The following is a 20,108-nucleotide window of genomic DNA, read 5'->3' as shown; positions in this document are numbered from 1 at the left end:
ATAAAATATACATAAATTTAATCTTAAGAAAATTAAGAGGGAAATATGTTTCGTCTCATAATATTAATCACTTTTACCGCTCTGTTTAATATGCTCTCGTATGGTGCAAATGAAACAGATGCGTTCATCAAGTCTGAGGCCAAGAACCTAGAGGCGATTATTGGAAAATCATCAAAAGTTAATGTTAAGGCCGTTGATGCCTATATTAAGAAGAATCTCGAGGCCTCAAGTGATGAATATGTAAAAGTAATTGTTAATAAACTCAATAAGACCTCTATAAATTCTAGGCCACTTAAAATGGCCCAACTTCTATACTCTGAAAAGAAATATTTAAAAAGAGGAGAGGCCTGTTATTCGGCCACAAACCAATGTTACAAAGGCCTAATTTGTGGACTACCACTCTATTCAAAAGATAAGAATTATTATGAGAAATGCTTAGTTGCAAAAAAAACGAATCAGGCATGTTCTCCAGAAACTGATATGTGTGAAGCAGGCTCATGTAAGAAAATGCGTCGCCTAACTAATATCAACACTTGTAATATTGAAAAGGATTCTTGTTCAAAAGATAGTGAATGCTGTTCAAACTCATGTGATAAAAGAAAGAAGGTCTGCCGTGCAAATTTCAAGTGCTCAAGTTGCTTTGGAATGGGACAGAGACCTGATAAAGGCGGAGAGTGTTGTGAGTCTCTCTTTAAAAACTCAAATGGAGTTTGTGCTCCAATACTTCCGACGTTTTCATCAATTCTTGAATTAATTATTCCAAGTGCACATGCATTTACTCGTGCTGGAGATTCGTCAGAAATTGAGGCCAAGGTTTTAACCCTTAAGTCAAAACTTGAAGCACAACTTTCACATAATCAAGTATCTGCAAGTAAAACCACTACATATATGTCAAGTCTTGATGGCCAGATTAGCTCTTGTCTTTCAAAACCAGAAAGAGATTATGATCGTGAATCATCAAATCGCTACCCAAGAAAAGCATGTCTTGAAAATGTTTATGCAGCAATCTCTACCGAGTATACTCACCAACAAGCTGTTGGTAACAAAATGGGGGAGGCCACAAAACTAATTGATAATTTTAAAAAAGAAACACAGGCCAACCCAAAACATCCGCAGCATTCAAGTAATGCTTTTGATAAGTTTGCGGCCCCTTATAGAAATGCTATTACTTCATGTGCAAATAAAGGTTCTGCCTTAGGGACAGATCATAGCAGTCGTTTGAAATTAGTTAAGCAATGTGTTGATAATGCAAAAGTTACGATTAATGATGGTGTTGTTGAGGCCAATTATATATCAATGATGACTGGAAAAGAAACAACTGACCCTGACTATACTCTTTATAATGGACACCAAAACGCTTCTCCTTTATTTGAAGACGTTTATGTCTCTGATATGAAGTCTTGTCGTGTAAACTTATTTGGTGACTTTCTATCTGCACAATCAAATGACTATTTTGAAGTTATGATGATGATGTATGCCATGGACTATACAACAGGTGGGAAGGATGAAGGTGACTTCTTTCACATCAAATCGCAATATAATACATATAAAGCGGCAAGTGGTTCTTATACTGGGACTGATAACCAGCCATATAATTGGAATGTTCAATTGAACTCAATGCGTGGCTTTAATTTCTCTCGTTTTGATCCTTCTGTTGTTGGACGTGGAAAACCTCTTTGGGATGAGTTCGATTACTCTATAGGTGAGGAGGCCCTTAAAGAGATTACTAATTATATTGAAGACCTTCCAAAGAATGAAAAGAAAATTTTTCTACATCTATTCTATAATGGAAAGCTTACTCCTAATGATCGCAATAGTATCGTAAATTTCTATATGAAAGATGATGACAAATTCCTTGAGGGATTTGATGGGCATGACCCAAAAGCAGGTGCTGGACGTTACAATATTCGTGACGTTGTTCGTTTCGAGGCCATTAAGTATAAGCACTCTCAATTTAAACTATATTCAGTCTTAAAGAAGCGATCACTTGAGATGATGTGTCGCTGTGTTGATACGGTTGGGCCAATGAGTCCTGAAGATTGGTTACAACCAGACGTCGAGGCAAATTATATCGCAAATTGTAATGGCCTTGGTAAGTATGACACTTACGTTCTTAATAATGAAAAAGAAGTCTGTGATGAAACAGGTGGTAATTGTAAGAAAGTTTCTGATAAAGACTATATGAAAACAATTACGGATAAAGAAAAGCAAGAAGTCGAGGCCCTTGGTGGAGATTCTGCTATCGAGAAAAACTCTCTTGGCAAGGCCGTCGTTAAAAATGATGGTTATTCTCTAAGAGATCGTGAACAAGACTACTTTGTTCAAACTCTAGATCAAGTTACGGCATGTATTGGAAGCGGTGAGTGTACAAAGTCTTCTCGTTATGGAGAATTTGTACAAGATGGAAAGGTCAAATTTACAGATGCAAGAAAGGAGACGGCAAAAGGTCATGGTATGGATTTTACGCTCTTTCTACGTGATATGGCACTTATGAAGATAAAGGCCATTGAAGATGCAACTCTACAAAATATAAGTGCAGGTACAGCACTGTTTGAATACACTGTTCAATGGTTAAAAGAATATAATTGGAATTATATTAAGTACAACGGAAAGAGGTATACACTCGGTAAGAAGTGTCTTTATCCTGTTTGTTGGATTATGAAATTAATGAAATTCTTTGGTCTTCATAAGAATAGCCTTATTGGAAATCTCGTTAATATCACAACAGGAGGGATTCTCTTTGGTAGTGACTACGATGTTGATCTTGATCCAGAAAGAGGGCCGGAAAATATTTGTGGGCCTAGAACAAGCTCAACATGGAAGATTGCACGTGTACCTGTTGGCCGAAAGTATAAAATTAAGTGTATGAGTTTCCACTCCCAGAATAATGATGTCTGCAATAAGGAATTGGCCACTGGTGCTTGTACGCGAAACACGTATGCCAAGAAAGAGGGAAGTGTCGCACTAAAGCTTCTTGATCCTTTCTTACCTGATATGTCGAGTCTATATTCGACGAATTACTCTTCTCGTACGAAGATTCCGTTTAATGCTGGAAAGCACGATATTCATAACTATTATATCTTTAATGATCGCATCACAAATTTCTACCGCGATCATGCCAGAGGTTATTTTCTATCAACTCTTGTTTCAGAAGATAATGGTGATGAAAAAGAAGCAGAAGATCGTAAGAGAATGGCCGATGAATTTGCCCAGTATGCTTATCGCTACCACTTTTACGCGCCAAAAGTGAGTCGTCTCGATTACTATATTACACCTGGCCTTATCCCTTATTTTGAGATGCTTATAGCTAAGCTGAATAATTTCATGGGGCAAACTCTGGCCAACTTATCTGGTACAGCAGCTTACGCGCTTAAAATGCATAACTACTATCATACAGTAAACGACGGTATTAATGCCTCCACTAATGTCGAGCGTAAGCAGACCCATCGTGGAATCCCAGATGTTCAGCTCAGTAATGGGTTTGGCCAATTTACGAATTGGTTAAGTGGTTTCAGTACAGCTGGTTCAAACTTTCAAGATGCTCTAAATGGTAAGAAGACTCTTGATTCAACAATTAGTGGTAAATTAAAAACAGGTGGAAATTCAACAAACTCTGCGATTTCACGTCTTAGTAAAGGGATTAGAAAACAACTCGATCGAAATGCAAAGAGGCGTACCGATACACAACTTATGAAAGACACTCTTGCAAAACGTGGAAAGAGTGGTGAATTTGCTTCACTTCAGCGTATTGCTGATAAAAGAAGTGCTGAACATAGTGATAACCTATCTTCGCTTACTGATTCATTCCTTAACTCAACTCTAGGTAGTTCCGCAGCTTCTCGAATTAGAAGTCGTATGGCAAACGGTGGCCAAAACGGTGATGGTGCCCTTTCTGGAGAGGGATACAGTCAAGGTGAAATTAACCCAGATGCACTTTCTGCTAGCTCTAAGAGAGGGCGTGGTGGAAATGGTATAGGAGATGGTTCTGGCGGAAATGGGCTTAATGGTGGAGCTGGAGGTGACGGCCTAGGTGCTGATGGAGCGATACCAGCGATTTCATTTGATAATTTAGATGATACAGATGGCCTATTTGACATGGATGATGGCGCTATGGTGATGCTTGGAGATCAGAAAATGACTGCTGGTCAACTTAAGAATTATATTTCAAATATTAAGGATAAACGTGCTAGACAAAATCTATTCCAAAAACAAGATAAGGAATGGGAGCGTGATGGAGTGACTCTATTTGAACTGATCTCTCAGCGCTATCAGCAAACAGCTTTTCCTAAAATGCTTAAGTAGGGTGCCATGCACTTTTGGTTTCGCACTTGCTAAATAAAGTGGAGGCTTCGACATTATCACGCATTTATGAATAGAGTAATAGTAAAAAAGAAGTGCAGCACTTTTGATTTAGCAGTTGCGAAACCAAAAGTGCATGGCACCTTATGATGGCACCTTATGAACCAGCAATCATTAGGTCTTTAAAGAGAATCTTTGGTGTAAAGAGTGAGTGATCACTTGAAGATTCGATTTTGTCTCCAATTAACTCGATTTCACTTAGCATTTTAAAGAAATTTCCGCTTACGGTTACGTCTTTAAAATAACCTTCAATCTCTCCATTATTCCAAACACGGCCACTAACACCTAGCGAGAATTCGCCACTAATAGGTCTAATCCCACTGTGAAGTCCTTGTGCTGTTAGGATTTCAACATAGCGACGAGAGTTGAATTCGTCTTGAGTGTTAGCTCCTGCTTCGATAATAAAGTTTGAAGTTGTTGCACCAAGAGATGATTTTGCTCCACGAGTAGCACAGAAGTTATTCTTAAGCCCTAGCTCTTTTGCTGTGGCGCTATTGTGTAGGAACTGAGCAAGTTTACCATTTTCTAAAAGAGTATTTACCTGCTTCTTCTTGCCTTCGCCGTCAAATGGACAAACGCTATAGCCGCCATTGTAGAAAGGGTCGTCTTTAAACGTTAGGCGAGAATCTGCAACCATTTCTCCTAGTTTATCACGCCATGGATTTGATTTATCAATGGCCGCACGTGCACTAAAGAGAAGCATGAAGCTTGATAGAATATTATCAAATAAATCGATTTCGAAATTTACATCGTAGTCACCAGTTTTAATCTGAGATGCATCGATAAAATTATTGGCAACTTCTAATGAAGTATTAATAACCTTGTCGTAGTCTAGGTCTCTGAAGTCTCTCTTCGTATCTGCAAAATAGTGCATAGCGTTTTTATCGCCTTTTTTTACAAGGGCAGATGTATACGCTGTATATGCCTTAGACTGATGTGTACAAAGAACTCCACGGGAGTTTCCAATGGCAAAGTTTGAAATACCTTCAGCAATTCCATTGTAAGGAGCGCTTTGGCAGTTTTCGTCACGTCGTCTTACTTCTGATTCGAGATAAAGTGATTTTTCGATCATCTCATTTGCATCAGGAGCATGTTCGATATTTGCTACTGGATTAGCATCATCAAGATTAACGCCTTCTTGAATCGTTTGGTACTCATCAACTTTAGAGAATTTTGAATTTTGAGAAGCATTGTAAAGTGTTGTACGAATTGCTTCGTCACTTAAGTCTTCTGTAAAACTCAGGCCAACTCTTTGATCCTTGATGACACGTACTCCTAGTGCACCAGTTTTAGACTTCTTATATTCACTAAGTTCACCTTGTTCGGCCTTAAGTGAAAATGATTCAGAACCAGAAATGATAACATCGACATTATCAATTCCCATGTCTTTGGCCATGTCTAGGGTGCGGTTAATATAATCTTTTTGTAATTGTGTTTTTGTTTTACTCATTACTTACCTCCACCCACTAGAATTTCATCTACTTTCAGGGCAGGTTGTCCTACAGTTGTGTTGACCCCTCCTGATACTGAGCCACAAACACCGGCCGCAAAATCAAGGTTGTCTGAAACCATTGAGATTTGCTTAAGAGTTTCTGGGCCAGTTCCAATTAGAGTTGCACCTTTAACTGCATCACCAATTTTTCCATCTTTGATTTCATAGCCTTCAATCACTGAGAAGTTGAATTCACCAGTTCCTGGACTTACAGAACCACCACCCATTTGAGCACAATAAATACCATGATCGATAGAAGCTATCATATCTTCAAATTTATCTTTTCCAGCTTCAATATAAGTATTTCTCATACGAGATGTCGGAGCATATTTATAAGATTCACGACGAGCAGAGCCTGTTCTTTCATAACCTGTTTTCATTGAACCAAGTTTATCAACCATGAAGCTTGTCAGCTTTCCATCTTTAATAAGTTGAGTTTTTTGTGATTTCATTCCTTCGTCGTCAATATTAATTGAACCCCAGTAGTTTTGGTTTGTTCCATCATCAACGGCACTAACCGCACTAGAAGCAATCATTTGATCCATCTTATCCCAGAAAACTGAAGCTTTTTTGGCAACAGAAGTTGTCTCAAGAAGGTGACCACAGGCTTCATGAAAGATAACTCCACCAAAGCCATTGTCAATTACAACAGGCATTTTACCGGCCGGACAAGGCTTGGCCTTAAGCTTTGTTAAAACTTCTTTTGCTAGCTTTTCAGAAATATACTTAGGGTCTTGGCCTTGAATAAATTCCCAACCAAGCATCGCGCCTGGAGAATATCCTGCACTATCTTGAATTGTTCCGTCACTGGCAATACAGCTTGCTCTTAGACGAACGTAATTTCTTTCATCTGTTACGTGTAGGCCTTCTGAATTGAAAATCTCAATCTCTTGAAAACGTTGACTTGTGCCAATTGGAACTTGTGTGATTTTATCAGTTGTTCCACGAGTAAGGCGATCAATCTCTAGTAGTAGAGGGATTTTTTGATCGAGTGAGATATTATTCTTTAGCCCAGTTTGTACAAAATGGTTTTGTAGTGGTTTTTCATAATTAAAATTCGTTGCTGTTACAACTGGATCACGTAGATCTTTTGCACTTAACGAAGAAACGATATCAAGTAATTCTTCTTTCTTTGTTGAATTCGTATAACCATAGAGAACTTTGGTTCCGTAAAAGAGACGAATTCCAATTCCGAAGTTAATTCCGTTTTCAATATTTTCAACATTAGAACTTTTAATACTGATTGATTCAAATGTCTGGCGATCGACAAAAATTTCTGCAAAGTCAGCGCCGCGAATAAGTGCGAAGTCGATAACTTCCTTTGCAATTGTACTATCTAACATCATTATGTTTCCTCCAAAATATTAGGATATGTTAACAAAGAATATGAAGGATTAAAAGGCTACAAGTGTTCTAAGGCCTAGTTTATGCCGCTTCTTGTTCGTTTTTTTCCTGTTCCTTAAGCTTTTGCTGAACTCGTTTTACACTTGGGCTGTGACGCTCTGAACGATCAGTTGAGCGACGAGTTGTAAGGCTTGTTATACTAACGAGTAGGTCGTTATGACGTGATGAGATTTCATCAAACTGCTCTTTATCAAGTTTATAAATTTCACAATAACCAAGAGCTCGAACATTTGCATTTCTTTTAGTGTCTTGTAGAAGTGCACTTTCACCAAAGAATTGACCTTCATGAAGAGTGGCCACTACATTTCCATCACTGAGTATTACCTCAACGCTACCGTGGCCAATAAGGTACATTTCATGACCAGTTTCACCAATATTGATAATGGTTTGACCAGGGCCGTAGTATTTTTGTTCAAGAGCACCAGCAACCTCTTTTAAACAACTTGACGAAAGAGTCTTAAAGATTGGAAGGTTTCGGATGAGCTTTATATTCATATAAACTGTAAGCTCTCCTTGAAGCGCTTGAGGTAGTTCATTAATGATCTTATTGTCGTTTTCAGTGAGTCTTTTTGTGACAAGGTGATTGTAGTAGCTATAGACATTTTGTTGTAGACGCTCTGGAACATTATAATGCTTCATGAAGCTTACGAGATCATGTATCTTTTCTCTATTTTGTTGCTTATAGCGCTCACCATCTTGAACCATTTTGTTAACTGTACCAATAACGAAACCGTAAACACCAACTCCTAGGATCATAATGACCATAGTAAAGAGGCGTCCTTCATTTGTTGTTGGCGTGATATCACCATATCCAATTGTCGTAAGAGTGGTCACAGTCCAATACATGGCCGTAATATAGTGAGTGGCACGATCTTGGATTAGTGACTGGTCAATAGGTGTGATCATAATCCAGCATAGGCTAATCCAGTGAACAGCGACCATAAAAAGGGTTAGAACAGCTGTGAATTTAATCATCTTAGGTACGAAGGCCAGATTTGAAACCATTTCAAAGAGGCGGGCAATTCTTACAAGACGAAAGAGCCTAAAATAAGTAAAAGCATGGAAACCTAGAGCATAGCTTAGAATGTCGTAGGGAACAGAGGCAATGAGGTCGATTCCAATTAAGACAAACCATTTATTCTTATGGGCCTTTGATGAAAAACTCATATTCTGCGCTCTTTTTTTACGAATTCTTAAAATAAGGTCACTTATAAATAGAGAAGATACTAAGAAGTCGCAAATTAGCTGCCATCCTTGAATCTTGGTTTGAAAAATAAATGAGAAAGGGGCCTCTATGGCCGTAAAGATAACTGCTGCAAAAATAATCGCATTCCATAAAATCTCTTTTTTTGTAATGTGTTTATTGTTGATCATTTTGCTCTTTTAAATGAAATTAGTTAACAGTTCCTTATTAATTACTCGGTTATTTATTAATATTCTTTAAACTTTATTGGCGCTTAGGCAGAATTGTTAAATTTTTGTAAACAATAATTCATCTTATTGACCAAATTTAGAATTACTCTCTATGATATTAAGAATATTATTTTTTAGGAGTTAATCTAAAATGCTAAGAATTGGTTTATTTTTACTTACAAATATTTTGGTTATAGCAACGATCGGTATTGTTCTAAATCTACTTGGAATCCGTGGCTATATGACGGAAGCGGGGATGAATTATAATTCCCTCATTATTATCTGTGCCGTTTGGGGGCTTGGTGGATCTTTTATTTCTTTGGCGTTGTCAAAGTTTATGGCCAAAATGGCCTATCGTATGACAGAGATCTCTCCAAACGATCCAAATTATGGATGGGTTGCTCAATCTGTTCACCAATATGCTCGCGCTAGTGGAATCAAAAACCCTGATGTTTATATTTATAACTCAAATGAAGTGAATGCTTTTGCTACTGGACCTAGTCGTAATAATTCAATGGTTGCTGTTTCAGCGGGTCTTCTACATACAATGAGTCGTGATGAAGCGGAAGGAGTCATTGGTCACGAAGTCGCTCACATTGCCAATGGCGATATGGTGACAATGGCACTAGTTCAGGGGGTTGTTAACGCATTTGTCATGATCTTATCACGTATTGGTGCCATGATAATTTCAAATGCACTTCGTTCTGATGATGAAGAAGGGCCAGGACTTGGACCTTTTGCTCATATGGCACTTGTCTTTGTTCTCGATATTATTTTCGGCCTACTCGCAATGCCAATTACAATGTGGTTCTCACGCTTTCGTGAATATAGAGCAGATGCAGGAAGTGCAAAACTTGCGGGACGTGACAAGATGATTGCGGCCCTTCAAAAACTACAACAAAGTACAAAAATGGTTGATAATTCAGATCCAAATCTAACAGCATTTAAGATCTCTAGTGGGCCATCATTTGCTGAACTTTTTAGTTCCCACCCAAGTCTTGATAAGCGTATTCGCGCGCTTCAATCAGGTATTTAAAAAGCCTTTAAGACTCTATTTTGATTTAAATTGCGTAAAGGCCTCTAAGATATTCATGCCCCTTTTCACATTTGAACTTGGGGCATGGTTAATCACAATTCCATCACAAGGTGCTAAAATAGGGGAGATGACTTCTTCTAGGCTTTCGAGTTTATCGAAATGATAGATACTCATAACCTTCTCTCCTTTCTTAAACATCTCTCCTGGTGCCTTATGATACTCAATAAAGCCTGCGCTAGGAGCAAAGAATCCTTTATAGTTTTTTAATTCACAAAAATACTGTGTATTCTTCTTTGTATTGATTTCATCCGCATCGATGACACCTCTTTTAATTAGATAGTTAAAGATATTGATGGCATCAATTTGTCCGGCCTTTGAGTCAATTAATTCTTCACTTCCTAGCTCAAGTGTATAGGCTTCAAAAGTGTTCTCGCTCTTGTGGGTTTCGTGAAATTTTACCCATGGATAAAAACTTGCTTCATCCATTGCTCCTCCAAATTCTGGCGGAATTACTAAGTGAAATGGAAAATTTAGTTCTGCCATTTTTTCTTCTAAGAAGTCTGGCCCATAGATGTAGCGACAGCCAACTCCCGCAGTATGTAAGTCTAAAACAATATCCGCATCACTTGCAAGTTCCTGAAGATAAATAAAGAGGTTTTTATTTTCATCAATTCCATAGGCCTTGTGAAAATTTCTATACTCAATAATTTTGGCCTTTAGTAGCTTTTTATACGCTTGCTTATTTTCACATGCTTTTATTTCATCTTCGCTGATAAGTCCTTGTCCTTCTTTTTGATCAAAGAAATTTAGGTACATGCGATTCCAATTATCACCGGTAATAGGATTAAAGCGTCCATAAGTATAGGTGCCCATCTTAATTGAAGTTGCATATGGATTTGCATTTGGCACCATTCGTATTCTTGCGTTAATATGTTCATCTTCTAATAAGTTTAGAAGCTTAAAAATGACCATATTTCCTTGTAGCTCAGCACCGTGAACATTTGCTTGTATATAGATTGTTGGTGCACTCTCATCAACTTTGTCAGGAACTAGATCATAAATATTAAGTTGGTACTGGGCGTGATTTGTTTCATCGATATTTATAATTTTCTTTTCTAGATTCCAATTAGACATGATCAACTCCCTAATGCCTCTTTTATAAGTCACTAAATATTCGATTTTTAATAGATAACCTCTTAATTATACATTAAAACTCGTAAGTTGTTTGAATTAATCAAAATTTAAATAATAATTAAGTAATTCTAGGTAGCAAGACGATAAGGTAGCGATGGTAAAAATAAGTCGACTTTTATATTCAGCTTTTCTTGTGCTAGCAGTAGTTGTGTCCACAACTGCAAGCGCTAAAAGAAGTCAAAGGGTTTATACTCTTGATTTAACTAGGCCCGAGCATAAGAATTTTCTTACATTGCAGTACTATCATAATTCCATTGTCGACTTTCACGAAAATATTGAAAACGCTCGAAAATATAAGAATCGCTATACTTTTCAATTTCTAATTGATGATGCCTATGCAGCGTCGAATGACTGTTTTCTTGCGGGACATAAATCAACTCTCGCCAATGGAAAATGCCAGATTCCAAGAAAGATATCTTGTGAAAAAAGTTTTTTTGGTAATCGAATTTTAAAAGTTAGGTGTAATCCTTTACTTTTTGGGCCTGGTCAAGATGGGCAAGGCGCCTGTGTAAATGCACGTCAAAAGGGAAGAAATAGTTCTAATTTTGGAACTAGTGCTTGTAAGAACTCAGCAAGTGAATACACAACGCCTCAGATTGTTAAGGATCTTTTATCAGACGAAAAGAAAATGGAGGCCTTTGATAATTTAGCTTCTCAAGTCGAGGAGTTTTGTCGCCATAATGTTGCCGATGCTGCCTGTATAGCTCAAAAAGAGAGAATTGCTAAGATTAAAGATTCAGTAGCAAAAGCAAAGGAAAATCAAGAAGGTTTAGAAAAAGGGATTGGCCTAGGGCTTTCAAAAGGTGTTGGAATTCTTTCTCGCTGTGAAAAAGACTACCGTGCAGAAGCTGAGGATAATACGCTAGGAACATTCTTTATGAGTTCACGTAATATTGGTGATACTCTTGTACAAGTTTCTTGTAGTAGTGATCAAATCGTTCAAAGTGTAAGTAGTTCTGAATTAGATACACTTTCAAAAGACTTTGATCGTATAAGAAAACACTCTTCAATTAAGTCCCTTTTAGATGATGGCCTAAAAATTGGAAGTGAGCTTTCAATGAAGAACTATATTCTTCATAAGCTAAAGTCTAAAGGTGTAAATGAGTCAAGCTTAGATCATGCTATAGATGATATTCTTAAAGAAGCACAAGAATTTGGTCAAGGGCCATTCCTAGGTATCCTTAATAGTGCGAAAGAAGAATTTAAGAAGGCCATAGCTGAAGGCAAAATCAAAAAGACAAATAAGGGAGAGTTGAGATCTAAGGTAAACGATCTCCTTGATGGTATAAATAAGCAATGTGAAAATATTAAGAAAAAGTTTCCATGTGTAACGTCTTCACAAACCGGTAATTACTATATGGGCAAGCTCCCATATTGTGCCTCAGTGAGGAGCACTCAAAACTATAAAGACTTTATTGCTTCTGAACAAAATAATTATATTTCTAATATGATTAATTTTTCGAATGAAAACCCTGATTTTAGAAAGTATTATGCTACTAAAGAGTTTCGTTCTAAATTTCATGCTCCTTCAAATGACTTTGCAAAAGATTGTTCTGAGAAAACTTCTTTATTCGGTACGAGTAAACCTGCAAGTGCTATTTCAACTAGTGATTTTGAAGATCTTGATAAGACAGTAAGTAAGAATATGCTTGAGGATTTAGCAGACTTAGAAGACAAGATTCCCTCTTCCTCTAAAGATATAGATGATTTGGATGAAGACCTAAAGGACCTACTTAAATATAGGCCATATCTAATTGCACAGGCCTTTAAAAATAATAGAGTTATCCCAGGGCTTCAGGATATGCAGGCATCGTTCTTATGTAGTCAAATGCGTGATATTTATACAAATGATGAAACATGGAAGCTTGCAAATGTTACTATGGCCGGCGCCGGTATGGCCCTGTCGGGTGTCCTAGTTGCTACAGGGATTGGAAGTCCTGTCGGGGTTGCTCTTGCTACAGCAAGTTCTGCATTAATCGTTGGTGAAGCGGCCGTAGGTGTAAGAGAAATTAATGATGCTAATAAACAGCTTGATACAACAGATACAAAGCACTCACTTGGCCTTTCTTCAACAGAAGAAAATATAGAGTCCGTTGCAGCTGCAGAGTCTCAAAAGCTTGGTGGACAAATTGCTGTTGGCCTATCCCTCGTTAGTGTTGCAACTGATAGCATTGCTGTTGCTAAATATGGTGCAGATGCCTTAAATGCTGCACGAGCTGGGAGCAACGCTGGTACTACAGGTGAAGCTGTAGTTAATACAGTTAAAGGTACTCAGGTTGCAACAACAACGACAAGTGTATCTCCTTCGCCAATTGGAATCTTAAATGCTAGAACGTCGCTGAATACTGCAAGGCCAGCACCTGTTTTAGCTCTACCTCCTCCAAAAGCTCTTGGACTACCGGCACCAAACTCTACTGGTAAAGCAGTTGCTGTTGTTGATAATCAGTCACAAGTTCCTGCAATGCTAAGAAGAATTGAAAACCAATCCGGAAGTAAGTTAACTAACGTTAGGTTCTTATCTGATAAGGTTATTCCAGAGGTGAGAAGCTATATTAGTGGATTCGAGGAAGCCGCTAACCCTAATGTTGTTTTCTACACGCGTTTAGGAAAGCGTATGGAAACATTAAAAGAAGGAAAATTGCTAGAGGACGGTAGTGGTCTAATTATTAATAAAGGTTCTGATAATTATCAGGCAATTATTGATTCAGGGCTAGGAACAGTTACTGATAAAGGTGTTGTCCTAAAGTTTGGTGTTGATATTGATAATATTAAAATTTTAACAGATGCTAAAACGGCCCAGGGCCAAGTGATGAGAGCGGAAAGACACTTTGTTTTCAAAGAGACTCAACTTCCTAAAATGAATGGTGTTGTTAACGGCCTTGATGATGTTAAGGATAGAGTCTACGACTTTTCTGGTTTAAGTGATCTTCAAAAGGCAACAGCTTATCACAATATTGAGAGTAAAGTTGCTCGAGGAGAGCGTCTAAGTGATATGGATTTACTTGCTTTGGCCTATCGTAAGGATGTTGCTAAAGGTGGTGAGCAAAGAGCACAGGGAATACTTGATCTTATTACAACAAGAGATCCTTCTTTAGTTGATAAATTAATAAGTGGATCAAGTGCGACCTCTACTGCTCGTCGTGAGGTTCTTAGGCAGGCCGTAAACTCTGGTAAGCCTTCAACGCCACAAATAGCATCAACTGCTTCAAATGCTTTAAATACGAGAGCTGCTAGTGTTACGCACGTAACTCCACAAAGTGCAATTTCAAGTGAAAAAGTGATCGCCCTTCCTGCTCCTACACAAGCAAATGTACCAGCACCGGTCAAAGAGAATATCCTTAAAGCAACAGGACAACGTATTGTTGATAGTGCAAGACAACTTGCTCACACAATTGCAAGAACTGATGATAAGGTCGAGCTCATTAAGGCCGCAAATAAGAAGGCAAGTGATGCAAAAACGGCCAGTGATACTAAGACTGCTGTAAATGATGGTATTACAATTGAAGGTGAGTATACTGATATTACTAATCAAGTTAATGCACCAAAATTAAATGGACCAAGTCTAACTTCTAATAATACTGGAACGACAACTCCGGCCATCTTAAGAAACCCTGGCATTGTGCAAGGAGCAGTTCACACGACAAATGCTTCAGCAGCTATTACTCAAGTCGTTAATACTGTTGTAGATGAAATTAATGCTAATGAAGATGTTATTATACATGACCCTAATGTTGTTGAGCCTATTCCACCAGTAGACCCAGAACCTAACAATACAGATATTATAGCGGATGAAGTTGATGCTGATCTCTTAATTGATTTTAATGGTTCAAAACCGGCCATTACTGTAACCTTTACAAATGAAAAGATTAAGGCCTGTAAAATCAAAAAGACTTACTTCGAAGAAGATGAAGATGGCAACCGCAAAGAAAAAGTAAGCACTCTAAACTCATCACTTGAAAGTGCAAAAGAGTATGAGCTGTCTTCATATGACTATGATTATATTGTTTCTGTAGAATGTAAGGTTGCTGAGAGCGATTTTAAATTAGTAACTAGCGATAGTTTTAGTGACTCTGAAATCAGTATTTCTGGATTAAGTGATGGTAAGGCCGAGTATGTTGTCACTAAGTGTGATGGTGATAATTGTAGTTCTGAGGACTCTACTGGTCCAGGCCGTGGTGTTCCAAGACTTACACCTGCACAGCTAAGACAAATGGCACCGCCAAATATTCAACTAGAAAATATTCCAATTCTTAATACACTCTAGGAGTAAGGTTACTCGAGCCAATCTGTACTTGTTTTGATTGTTCGAGGAATCATTACGTCTCCTTTATATGAGACAACTTCTGCTGGTAGGTTATGACATAAGAAAAAAGGCATACTTTCTGTAAAACCATAAGCTCCGCATTGTGAGAAGACTAACCAGTCCCCATAATCACAATCTTTTGGTAGCTCAAAAATACCAAGTTTATCTAGAGACGTACATAAAGGTCCATGAACATGAAATTTTGTCGTTTCTTTTGACTTCTTATCTTCGTTTAAAACACGACAAGGAAATGCCTGATCAGTAAGGGCCGGACGTGCAATATGATTGATACCGCCGTCAAGAACAAGAATTTCTTGGCCACGAACATTTTTACGATCAATAATTTGGCTTAAGTAAATCCCACATTCTCCAACGGCAAAGCGCCCAAGTTCCATCCAAATTTTCTTTAAATTGTGCTTGGCCTTTAAACGCATAAGTGCCGCATTGATCTTTTTAAAATCAATTCTCTCGTCTTGATTTTGATAGGCAATACCAAGGCCACCTCCAAGGTCGATGACTTCAGGCGTGATATTCATTTTGTTTGCTAGGGTACTTATGCGCTCACATGTCTTATCCCAGACTTCCTCAAGTCTTTTAGAATCCAAAATATTACCCCACTGAAATACGTGAAAGCCAATGGCCTCAATGTTTTTATATTCAGATAGGTTAATCGTAGACCATGTGGCCTCATCAAGGCCAAAGGCCGTAACTTCATCACCGCCTAGAACAGATTTTTCTTGTGAGTCCCACTCAAGTTGTACTCTTAAAAGTGCACGGGCCTTAATCCCAAGCTTTTTAGCTTGTTCATCAAGCCACTTTAATTGATAGAGACTTTCTACAACAACACAGTTAATTTCATGTTCTAAAAGTGTGCGAATATAACCACGTGACTTACTTGGGCCAGTTGAAATGATATCACTAGACTTCACTCCACTGGCCACGACTTGTGTAAGCTCTCCCTTAGATGCGACGTCTACGCCGATACCAAGGTTTCTAATAAGTTTTAAAATCGAAGACAGGGGATTGGCCTTGCATGCGTAGTAAAGCTTAATGCTGTCATCTTTATTATCAGTAATATAACGTAGGTGCTCTTCGAGGGCATCTAGATCATAAAAATAAAATGATGAATCCAATCTCTTTGTTAACTTCGTTAAAACTTTTTCCATTCTAATATTTGCCTTATCTTAAAAATGCTTCTAGCTCAAGTGAGGCATCAGATTTTTCATCACGGTATTTAACAATCATGGCACAATTCATTGAAAGTCCCATATCCCTTGCCCATGAAAGTTTTTCGTTAACAGGTCTTGTTCCAGGAACAACGATAGCACCTTCTGGAATCGGCTCTCCTGGTTCTAATCTTCTTTCATTAACACAGTCGTATACTGGAACACCTTTTGATAAAATTACGCCTGGAGCGATAACAGCGCGTTTTAATACTTGGATACCTTCAACGATAACGGCACCGGCACCAATAAAGGCATCGTCTTCAATAATTACTGGAGCAAGTCCGATTGGCTCTAGAACACCACCAATTTGAACTCCTGCACTGAGGTGTACATTCTTTCCAATTTGAGCACATGAGCCAACTAGGGCATGAGAATCAACCATCGTCCCTTCATCAACATATGCTCCAATATTAATATAAGCAGGTGGCATGATAATAACACCGCTTGAAACATAGGCACCACGACGAACACTTGAACCACCTGGTACCATGCGAACACCGCGGTCTTCAGTAAATTTTTGGGCCGGTATATTGTGCTTGTCGACAAATCCTGGCCAGCCAAATTGTGATTGTTCAACATTTTTTCCGGCCTTGAAAACTTCAAGAATCATTTGTTTTACTTCAGTGTTAGCAACCCATTTACCATCAACTTTTGAAGCTGATCTTAGAGTTCCACTTTCAAGTCCTGCTAAAATTTCATCTACAGTCATTATTACTTTCTCCAACTTTGAATATTTTTATTTGCGTTTAAAACATTAGTTTCTAATCTCATATCTTTGATTGAAAGTGGCGGACGAAGACTTGCATCTTTGATTTGTCCATTTTCTTTCATTAACCATTTTGCAGGTACTGGGTTTGAAGCAACAAACATGGTATTGCTTGATTCGACCCACATATTTGATTCTTCTTCACTTAATTCGCCGCCTAAGCAAGCGACAGTGTATGCGTGTGTTTGGGCAGGCCATGGGTTTGAAGCGACTGAAACTAGTCCTTTGGCCCCTAGAGGTGCAAATTCTGGTAACATTCCATCGTCACCACTGTAAACTCGACCTAACTCACCAGCTGCTTCAACATATTTTGCAAATTTCTCTGGGCTTCCACTTGCTTCCTTAATGGCCCAAAATTGTTTGTGCTTATTTAGGCGTTTAACGGCCTCAAATGATAATTCAATTCCTGCACGAGAAGGAACATTATAGAGCATGACAGGTTTATTTGAGACGTCCATAAGAGTTTTAAACCACTGATACTGTCCTTCAGCTCCTGGCTTTGCATAAAGAGGGGTAACCATAAGATAGGCGTCAATATTAAGTCCATCTAAGTATGAAACCCACTCACATGTTTCAGTAAGGTTGATTCCACCAACACCACACATCAGTGGTACCTTTAATTCTAGATCGATAACAAAGTTAAGAATATTCTTTCTTTCTTCAAGATTGAGGTTTAATGCCTCACCAGTTGAGCCTAGGATTAGAATCCCATTTCCAGCGGCTTCTTGTTCTCTAAGAATTGATTCAAGGGAATCAAGATCAATTGTTAGATCTGAGTTTAGGGGAGTGATCACCGCCGTCCATAAAGGTGTTGAATTTATATAGTCATGATTTGCCATCTTAATAGCTCCTTGATTTAGATTTCTCTTATTACTTGTCGTGCAATGTCACTAAAGTCGTGTAGTCCAGGACTAAGATTTTTTACGCGCTGACAGGCCCAAAGAGCTCCTGCCGCAAAAATTTTACGATCCTTAGCTTCGTGTTTTATTGTAATATATTCATTTGGAGTATCAATCTTTAATTCGTGAATTCCAATAATATCACCAGTTCTTTCGCTAGTAATAGTTGAGTCTTTATCTAACCATTCTTGCCACGAAAGTGCCGTACCACTAGGTGCATCTAATTTCTTTGTATGATGGACTTCATGAATTTCATATTTTAGATCCTTAGCAGGAAAGAGAGCTTGTGCCTTGGCCGCAATTCGGATCATTTCTTTGGCCAAATTCATGCCTAGGCTAAAGTTTGTGGCCTTAATCCAAGGAGACTTAATTTTACTTACAAGCTCAGGTGTCCATGCAAAACCAGTAGAACCAGTTACTACGCAGATTCCTGACTCGCTTAATAATTTAAAATAGTGCTCTAAAAATACATCACCATTCAAAAAAGAGAGGACTATATCAAATCTATTAAGATCATCTTTCTTTAAAGGGTTTTTTGAGTCAAAAACTTCTAGTTCAATATACGAATACTCTTGTGATTTACATAGTTCAATAACTTTTGAACCAGTCTTTCCTTTTCCTAAAAGTGCAATTTTCATTAAATGAATTCCTTGTGTAATCTTTGAATTGTTTCGTCAGCATCATTCTTACCTACTAAGAAACAAAAATTATGCTTACTAGCACCTAAGCAAATCATACGAACATTAATTCCATCAATTGCATTAAAAATTCGTGCTGCAATATTTGGTGTGTGATTGATTTCGTTTCCAATAAGACTTACTAATGTTAAATCCTTTTCTACTTTTACGCTACAAAGCTCAGATAAACGATCTATAATCTTCTTATTTAATAAAGCACTATCATCTAAAGTAAGTGCTACTGAAATCTCTGATGTTGTTATTGAATCAATACTGACTTTAAACTCGTTAAAGATTTTGAAAATTTCAAATAAAAATCCATGTGCTTGGAGCATTTTTGGGGTCGATAATGTGACAAGGCTTTGCTCACGTCTTAAGGCCATGGCACGAATTAACGGCGCAGATTGAGTTTGTGCTTTAATCCATGTTCCTGGTTCATTTGGTTCATAGCTCGATCCAACAAAGACCTTAATCCCAGCACGTAATGCCGGGGTTAAGGTCGTTGGATGAAGTATTTTTGCACCAAAAGTTGCCAGCTCGGCCGCTTCAGAAAATGTAATTTCATTTAAAAGTTTTGCTTCTTTAACAATTCTAGGGTCTGTTGTTGCAATACCTGCAACATCAGTCCAAATTTGAAGTGTGTCGGCACCCATGGCCTCTGCAATGAGTGCCGCAGAATAATCTGAACCACCTCGTCCTAAAGTTGTTGTTAACCCTTCGCTAGTTGCTCCAATAAAGCCCTGTGAAACATAGACGATGTCACCATATTTTGCGTTAACTAATAACTTATCTGCACGGGCCTTAGTCTCTTTAATGTCAGGAGAGGACTTGGTAAAACTGTCGTCTGTAACAAGTACCTGACGTATATCAAATAATTCAACTCTCTTGTTCGATGCTGACTGTTCTGTGATACGTGCTAGTACCTCACTAAAAACAAGAGATGAAAGCCGTTCTCCAAGACTTACTAATGAGTCATATGCTCGATTTGAACATTCTCTTAAAAGGAGCATCCCCTTGGCAATCATATTAACTTCTGAAAGAAGTTGAGTCATATCATCTTTTAAACTCTCTGTAGCTTGCATATCTTGAAGGATTTCACGATGTTTATCTTCTATTTCAAGAATAAGTTCATTCACGCGGGTCTCGTCACCAGCAGGTGCTTTTTTAGATATCTCCACAAGAAGATTTGTAACACCATAGACAGCTGAAACGATGACCATATTGGCACCTTTATTAACACTGATCTGCGCAGATCGAGTCATGGCCTCCAGGTTTGCCATCGAGGATCCACCAAATTTCGCAACAATAACTTCATTTGTATGAGTTGACATAAGTCTCC

The 20,108-nt window shown here is 38.1% G+C and carries 12 protein-coding genes; 3 read left to right on the top strand and 9 right to left on the bottom strand.

Annotation, left to right across the window (positions count from 1 at the left end; all coding sequences use genetic code 11):
• Positions 1 to 45: 45 nt before the first annotated feature.
• The gene (locus M902_RS07240) at positions 46 to 4,302 is read left to right on the top strand and encodes a hypothetical protein (protein WP_040314282.1); all 4,257 of its coding nucleotides are present in this window, start codon (positions 46 to 48) and stop codon (positions 4,300 to 4,302) included.
• 154 nt (positions 4,303 to 4,456) lie between these two features.
• Here the strand turns inward: M902_RS07240 and M902_RS07235 are convergent, their stop codons facing one another.
• From M902_RS07235 to M902_RS07225, 3 genes are all read right to left on the bottom strand, one after another.
• Positions 4,457 to 5,809, bottom strand: coding sequence for a TldD/PmbA family protein (locus M902_RS07235; RefSeq protein ID WP_021266800.1), 1,353 nt, complete (start codon positions 5,807 to 5,809; stop codon positions 4,457 to 4,459).
• The gene (locus M902_RS07230; RefSeq protein WP_021266941.1) at positions 5,809 to 7,194 is read right to left on the bottom strand and encodes a TldD/PmbA family protein; all 1,386 of its coding nucleotides are present in this window, start codon (positions 7,192 to 7,194) and stop codon (positions 5,809 to 5,811) included. Before M902_RS07230 ends, M902_RS07235 begins: the two co-directional genes overlap by 1 nt.
• 82 nt (positions 7,195 to 7,276) lie before the next feature.
• Positions 7,277 to 8,629 carry a cyclic nucleotide-binding domain-containing protein gene (locus M902_RS07225; protein WP_021267038.1) on the bottom strand — a complete coding sequence of 451 codons (1,353 nt, stop codon included), beginning with the start codon at positions 8,627 to 8,629 and terminating at the stop codon, positions 7,277 to 7,279.
• A gap of 190 nt (positions 8,630 to 8,819) precedes the next feature.
• On the opposite strand from M902_RS07225, the gene htpX reads away from it, so the two are divergent.
• Positions 8,820 to 9,704 (top strand): protease HtpX, encoded by an 885-nt coding sequence (htpX, locus tag M902_RS07220; protein WP_021266729.1) that lies wholly within the window; start codon positions 8,820 to 8,822, stop codon positions 9,702 to 9,704.
• Positions 9,705 to 9,719: 15 nt separating this feature from the next.
• On the opposite strand, the gene M902_RS07215 is transcribed toward htpX, so the two are convergent.
• The gene (locus M902_RS07215; protein ID WP_021267013.1) at positions 9,720 to 10,838 is read right to left on the bottom strand and encodes a succinylglutamate desuccinylase/aspartoacylase family protein; all 1,119 of its coding nucleotides are present in this window, start codon (positions 10,836 to 10,838) and stop codon (positions 9,720 to 9,722) included.
• 154 nt (positions 10,839 to 10,992) lie between these two features.
• On the opposite strand from M902_RS07215, the gene M902_RS07210 reads away from it, so the two are divergent.
• The gene (locus tag M902_RS07210; protein WP_021266577.1) at positions 10,993 to 15,162 is read left to right on the top strand and encodes a hypothetical protein; all 4,170 of its coding nucleotides are present in this window, start codon (positions 10,993 to 10,995) and stop codon (positions 15,160 to 15,162) included.
• Positions 15,163 to 15,170: 8 nt separating this feature from the next.
• Here the strand turns inward: M902_RS07210 and M902_RS07205 are convergent, their stop codons facing one another.
• Genes M902_RS07205 through lysC form a run of 5 tightly spaced genes read right to left on the bottom strand, consistent with a single transcriptional unit; the run spans position 15,171 to position 20,100 of the window.
• Positions 15,171 to 16,367 carry a PLP-dependent decarboxylase gene (locus M902_RS07205; RefSeq protein WP_021267017.1) on the bottom strand — a complete coding sequence of 399 codons (1,197 nt, stop codon included), beginning with the start codon at positions 16,365 to 16,367 and terminating at the stop codon, positions 15,171 to 15,173.
• Positions 16,368 to 16,380: 13 nt separating this feature from the next.
• Positions 16,381 to 17,136, bottom strand: a complete 756-nt coding sequence (locus M902_RS07200; protein ID WP_021266901.1) for a 2,3,4,5-tetrahydropyridine-2,6-dicarboxylate N-succinyltransferase — start codon at positions 17,134 to 17,136, stop codon at positions 16,381 to 16,383.
• Positions 17,137 to 17,138: 2 nt separating this feature from the next.
• Entirely contained in the window at positions 17,139 to 18,032 is an 894-nt protein-coding gene (gene dapA, locus M902_RS07195) for a 4-hydroxy-tetrahydrodipicolinate synthase (RefSeq protein ID WP_021267081.1), read from the bottom strand.
• A gap of 17 nt (positions 18,033 to 18,049) precedes the next feature.
• Positions 18,050 to 18,730: a 4-hydroxy-tetrahydrodipicolinate reductase gene (locus M902_RS07190; RefSeq protein WP_021267008.1), complete on the bottom strand. Its 681-nt coding sequence runs from the start codon at positions 18,728 to 18,730 to the stop codon at positions 18,050 to 18,052.
• Positions 18,730 to 20,100 carry a lysine-sensitive aspartokinase 3 gene (gene lysC / locus M902_RS07185; RefSeq protein WP_021266646.1) on the bottom strand — a complete coding sequence of 457 codons (1,371 nt, stop codon included), beginning with the start codon at positions 20,098 to 20,100 and terminating at the stop codon, positions 18,730 to 18,732. Before lysC ends, M902_RS07190 begins: the two co-directional genes overlap by 1 nt.
• Positions 20,101 to 20,108 lie beyond the last annotated feature (8 nt).

It is taken from the genome of Bacteriovorax sp. BAL6_X (assembly GCF_000443995.1).
Taxonomy (GTDB): Bacteria; Bdellovibrionota; Bacteriovoracia; order Bacteriovoracales; family Bacteriovoracaceae; genus Halobacteriovorax_A.
Note: the sequence above shows the minus strand (reverse complement) of the source record. Positions and strands in the feature narration are given on the sequence as shown.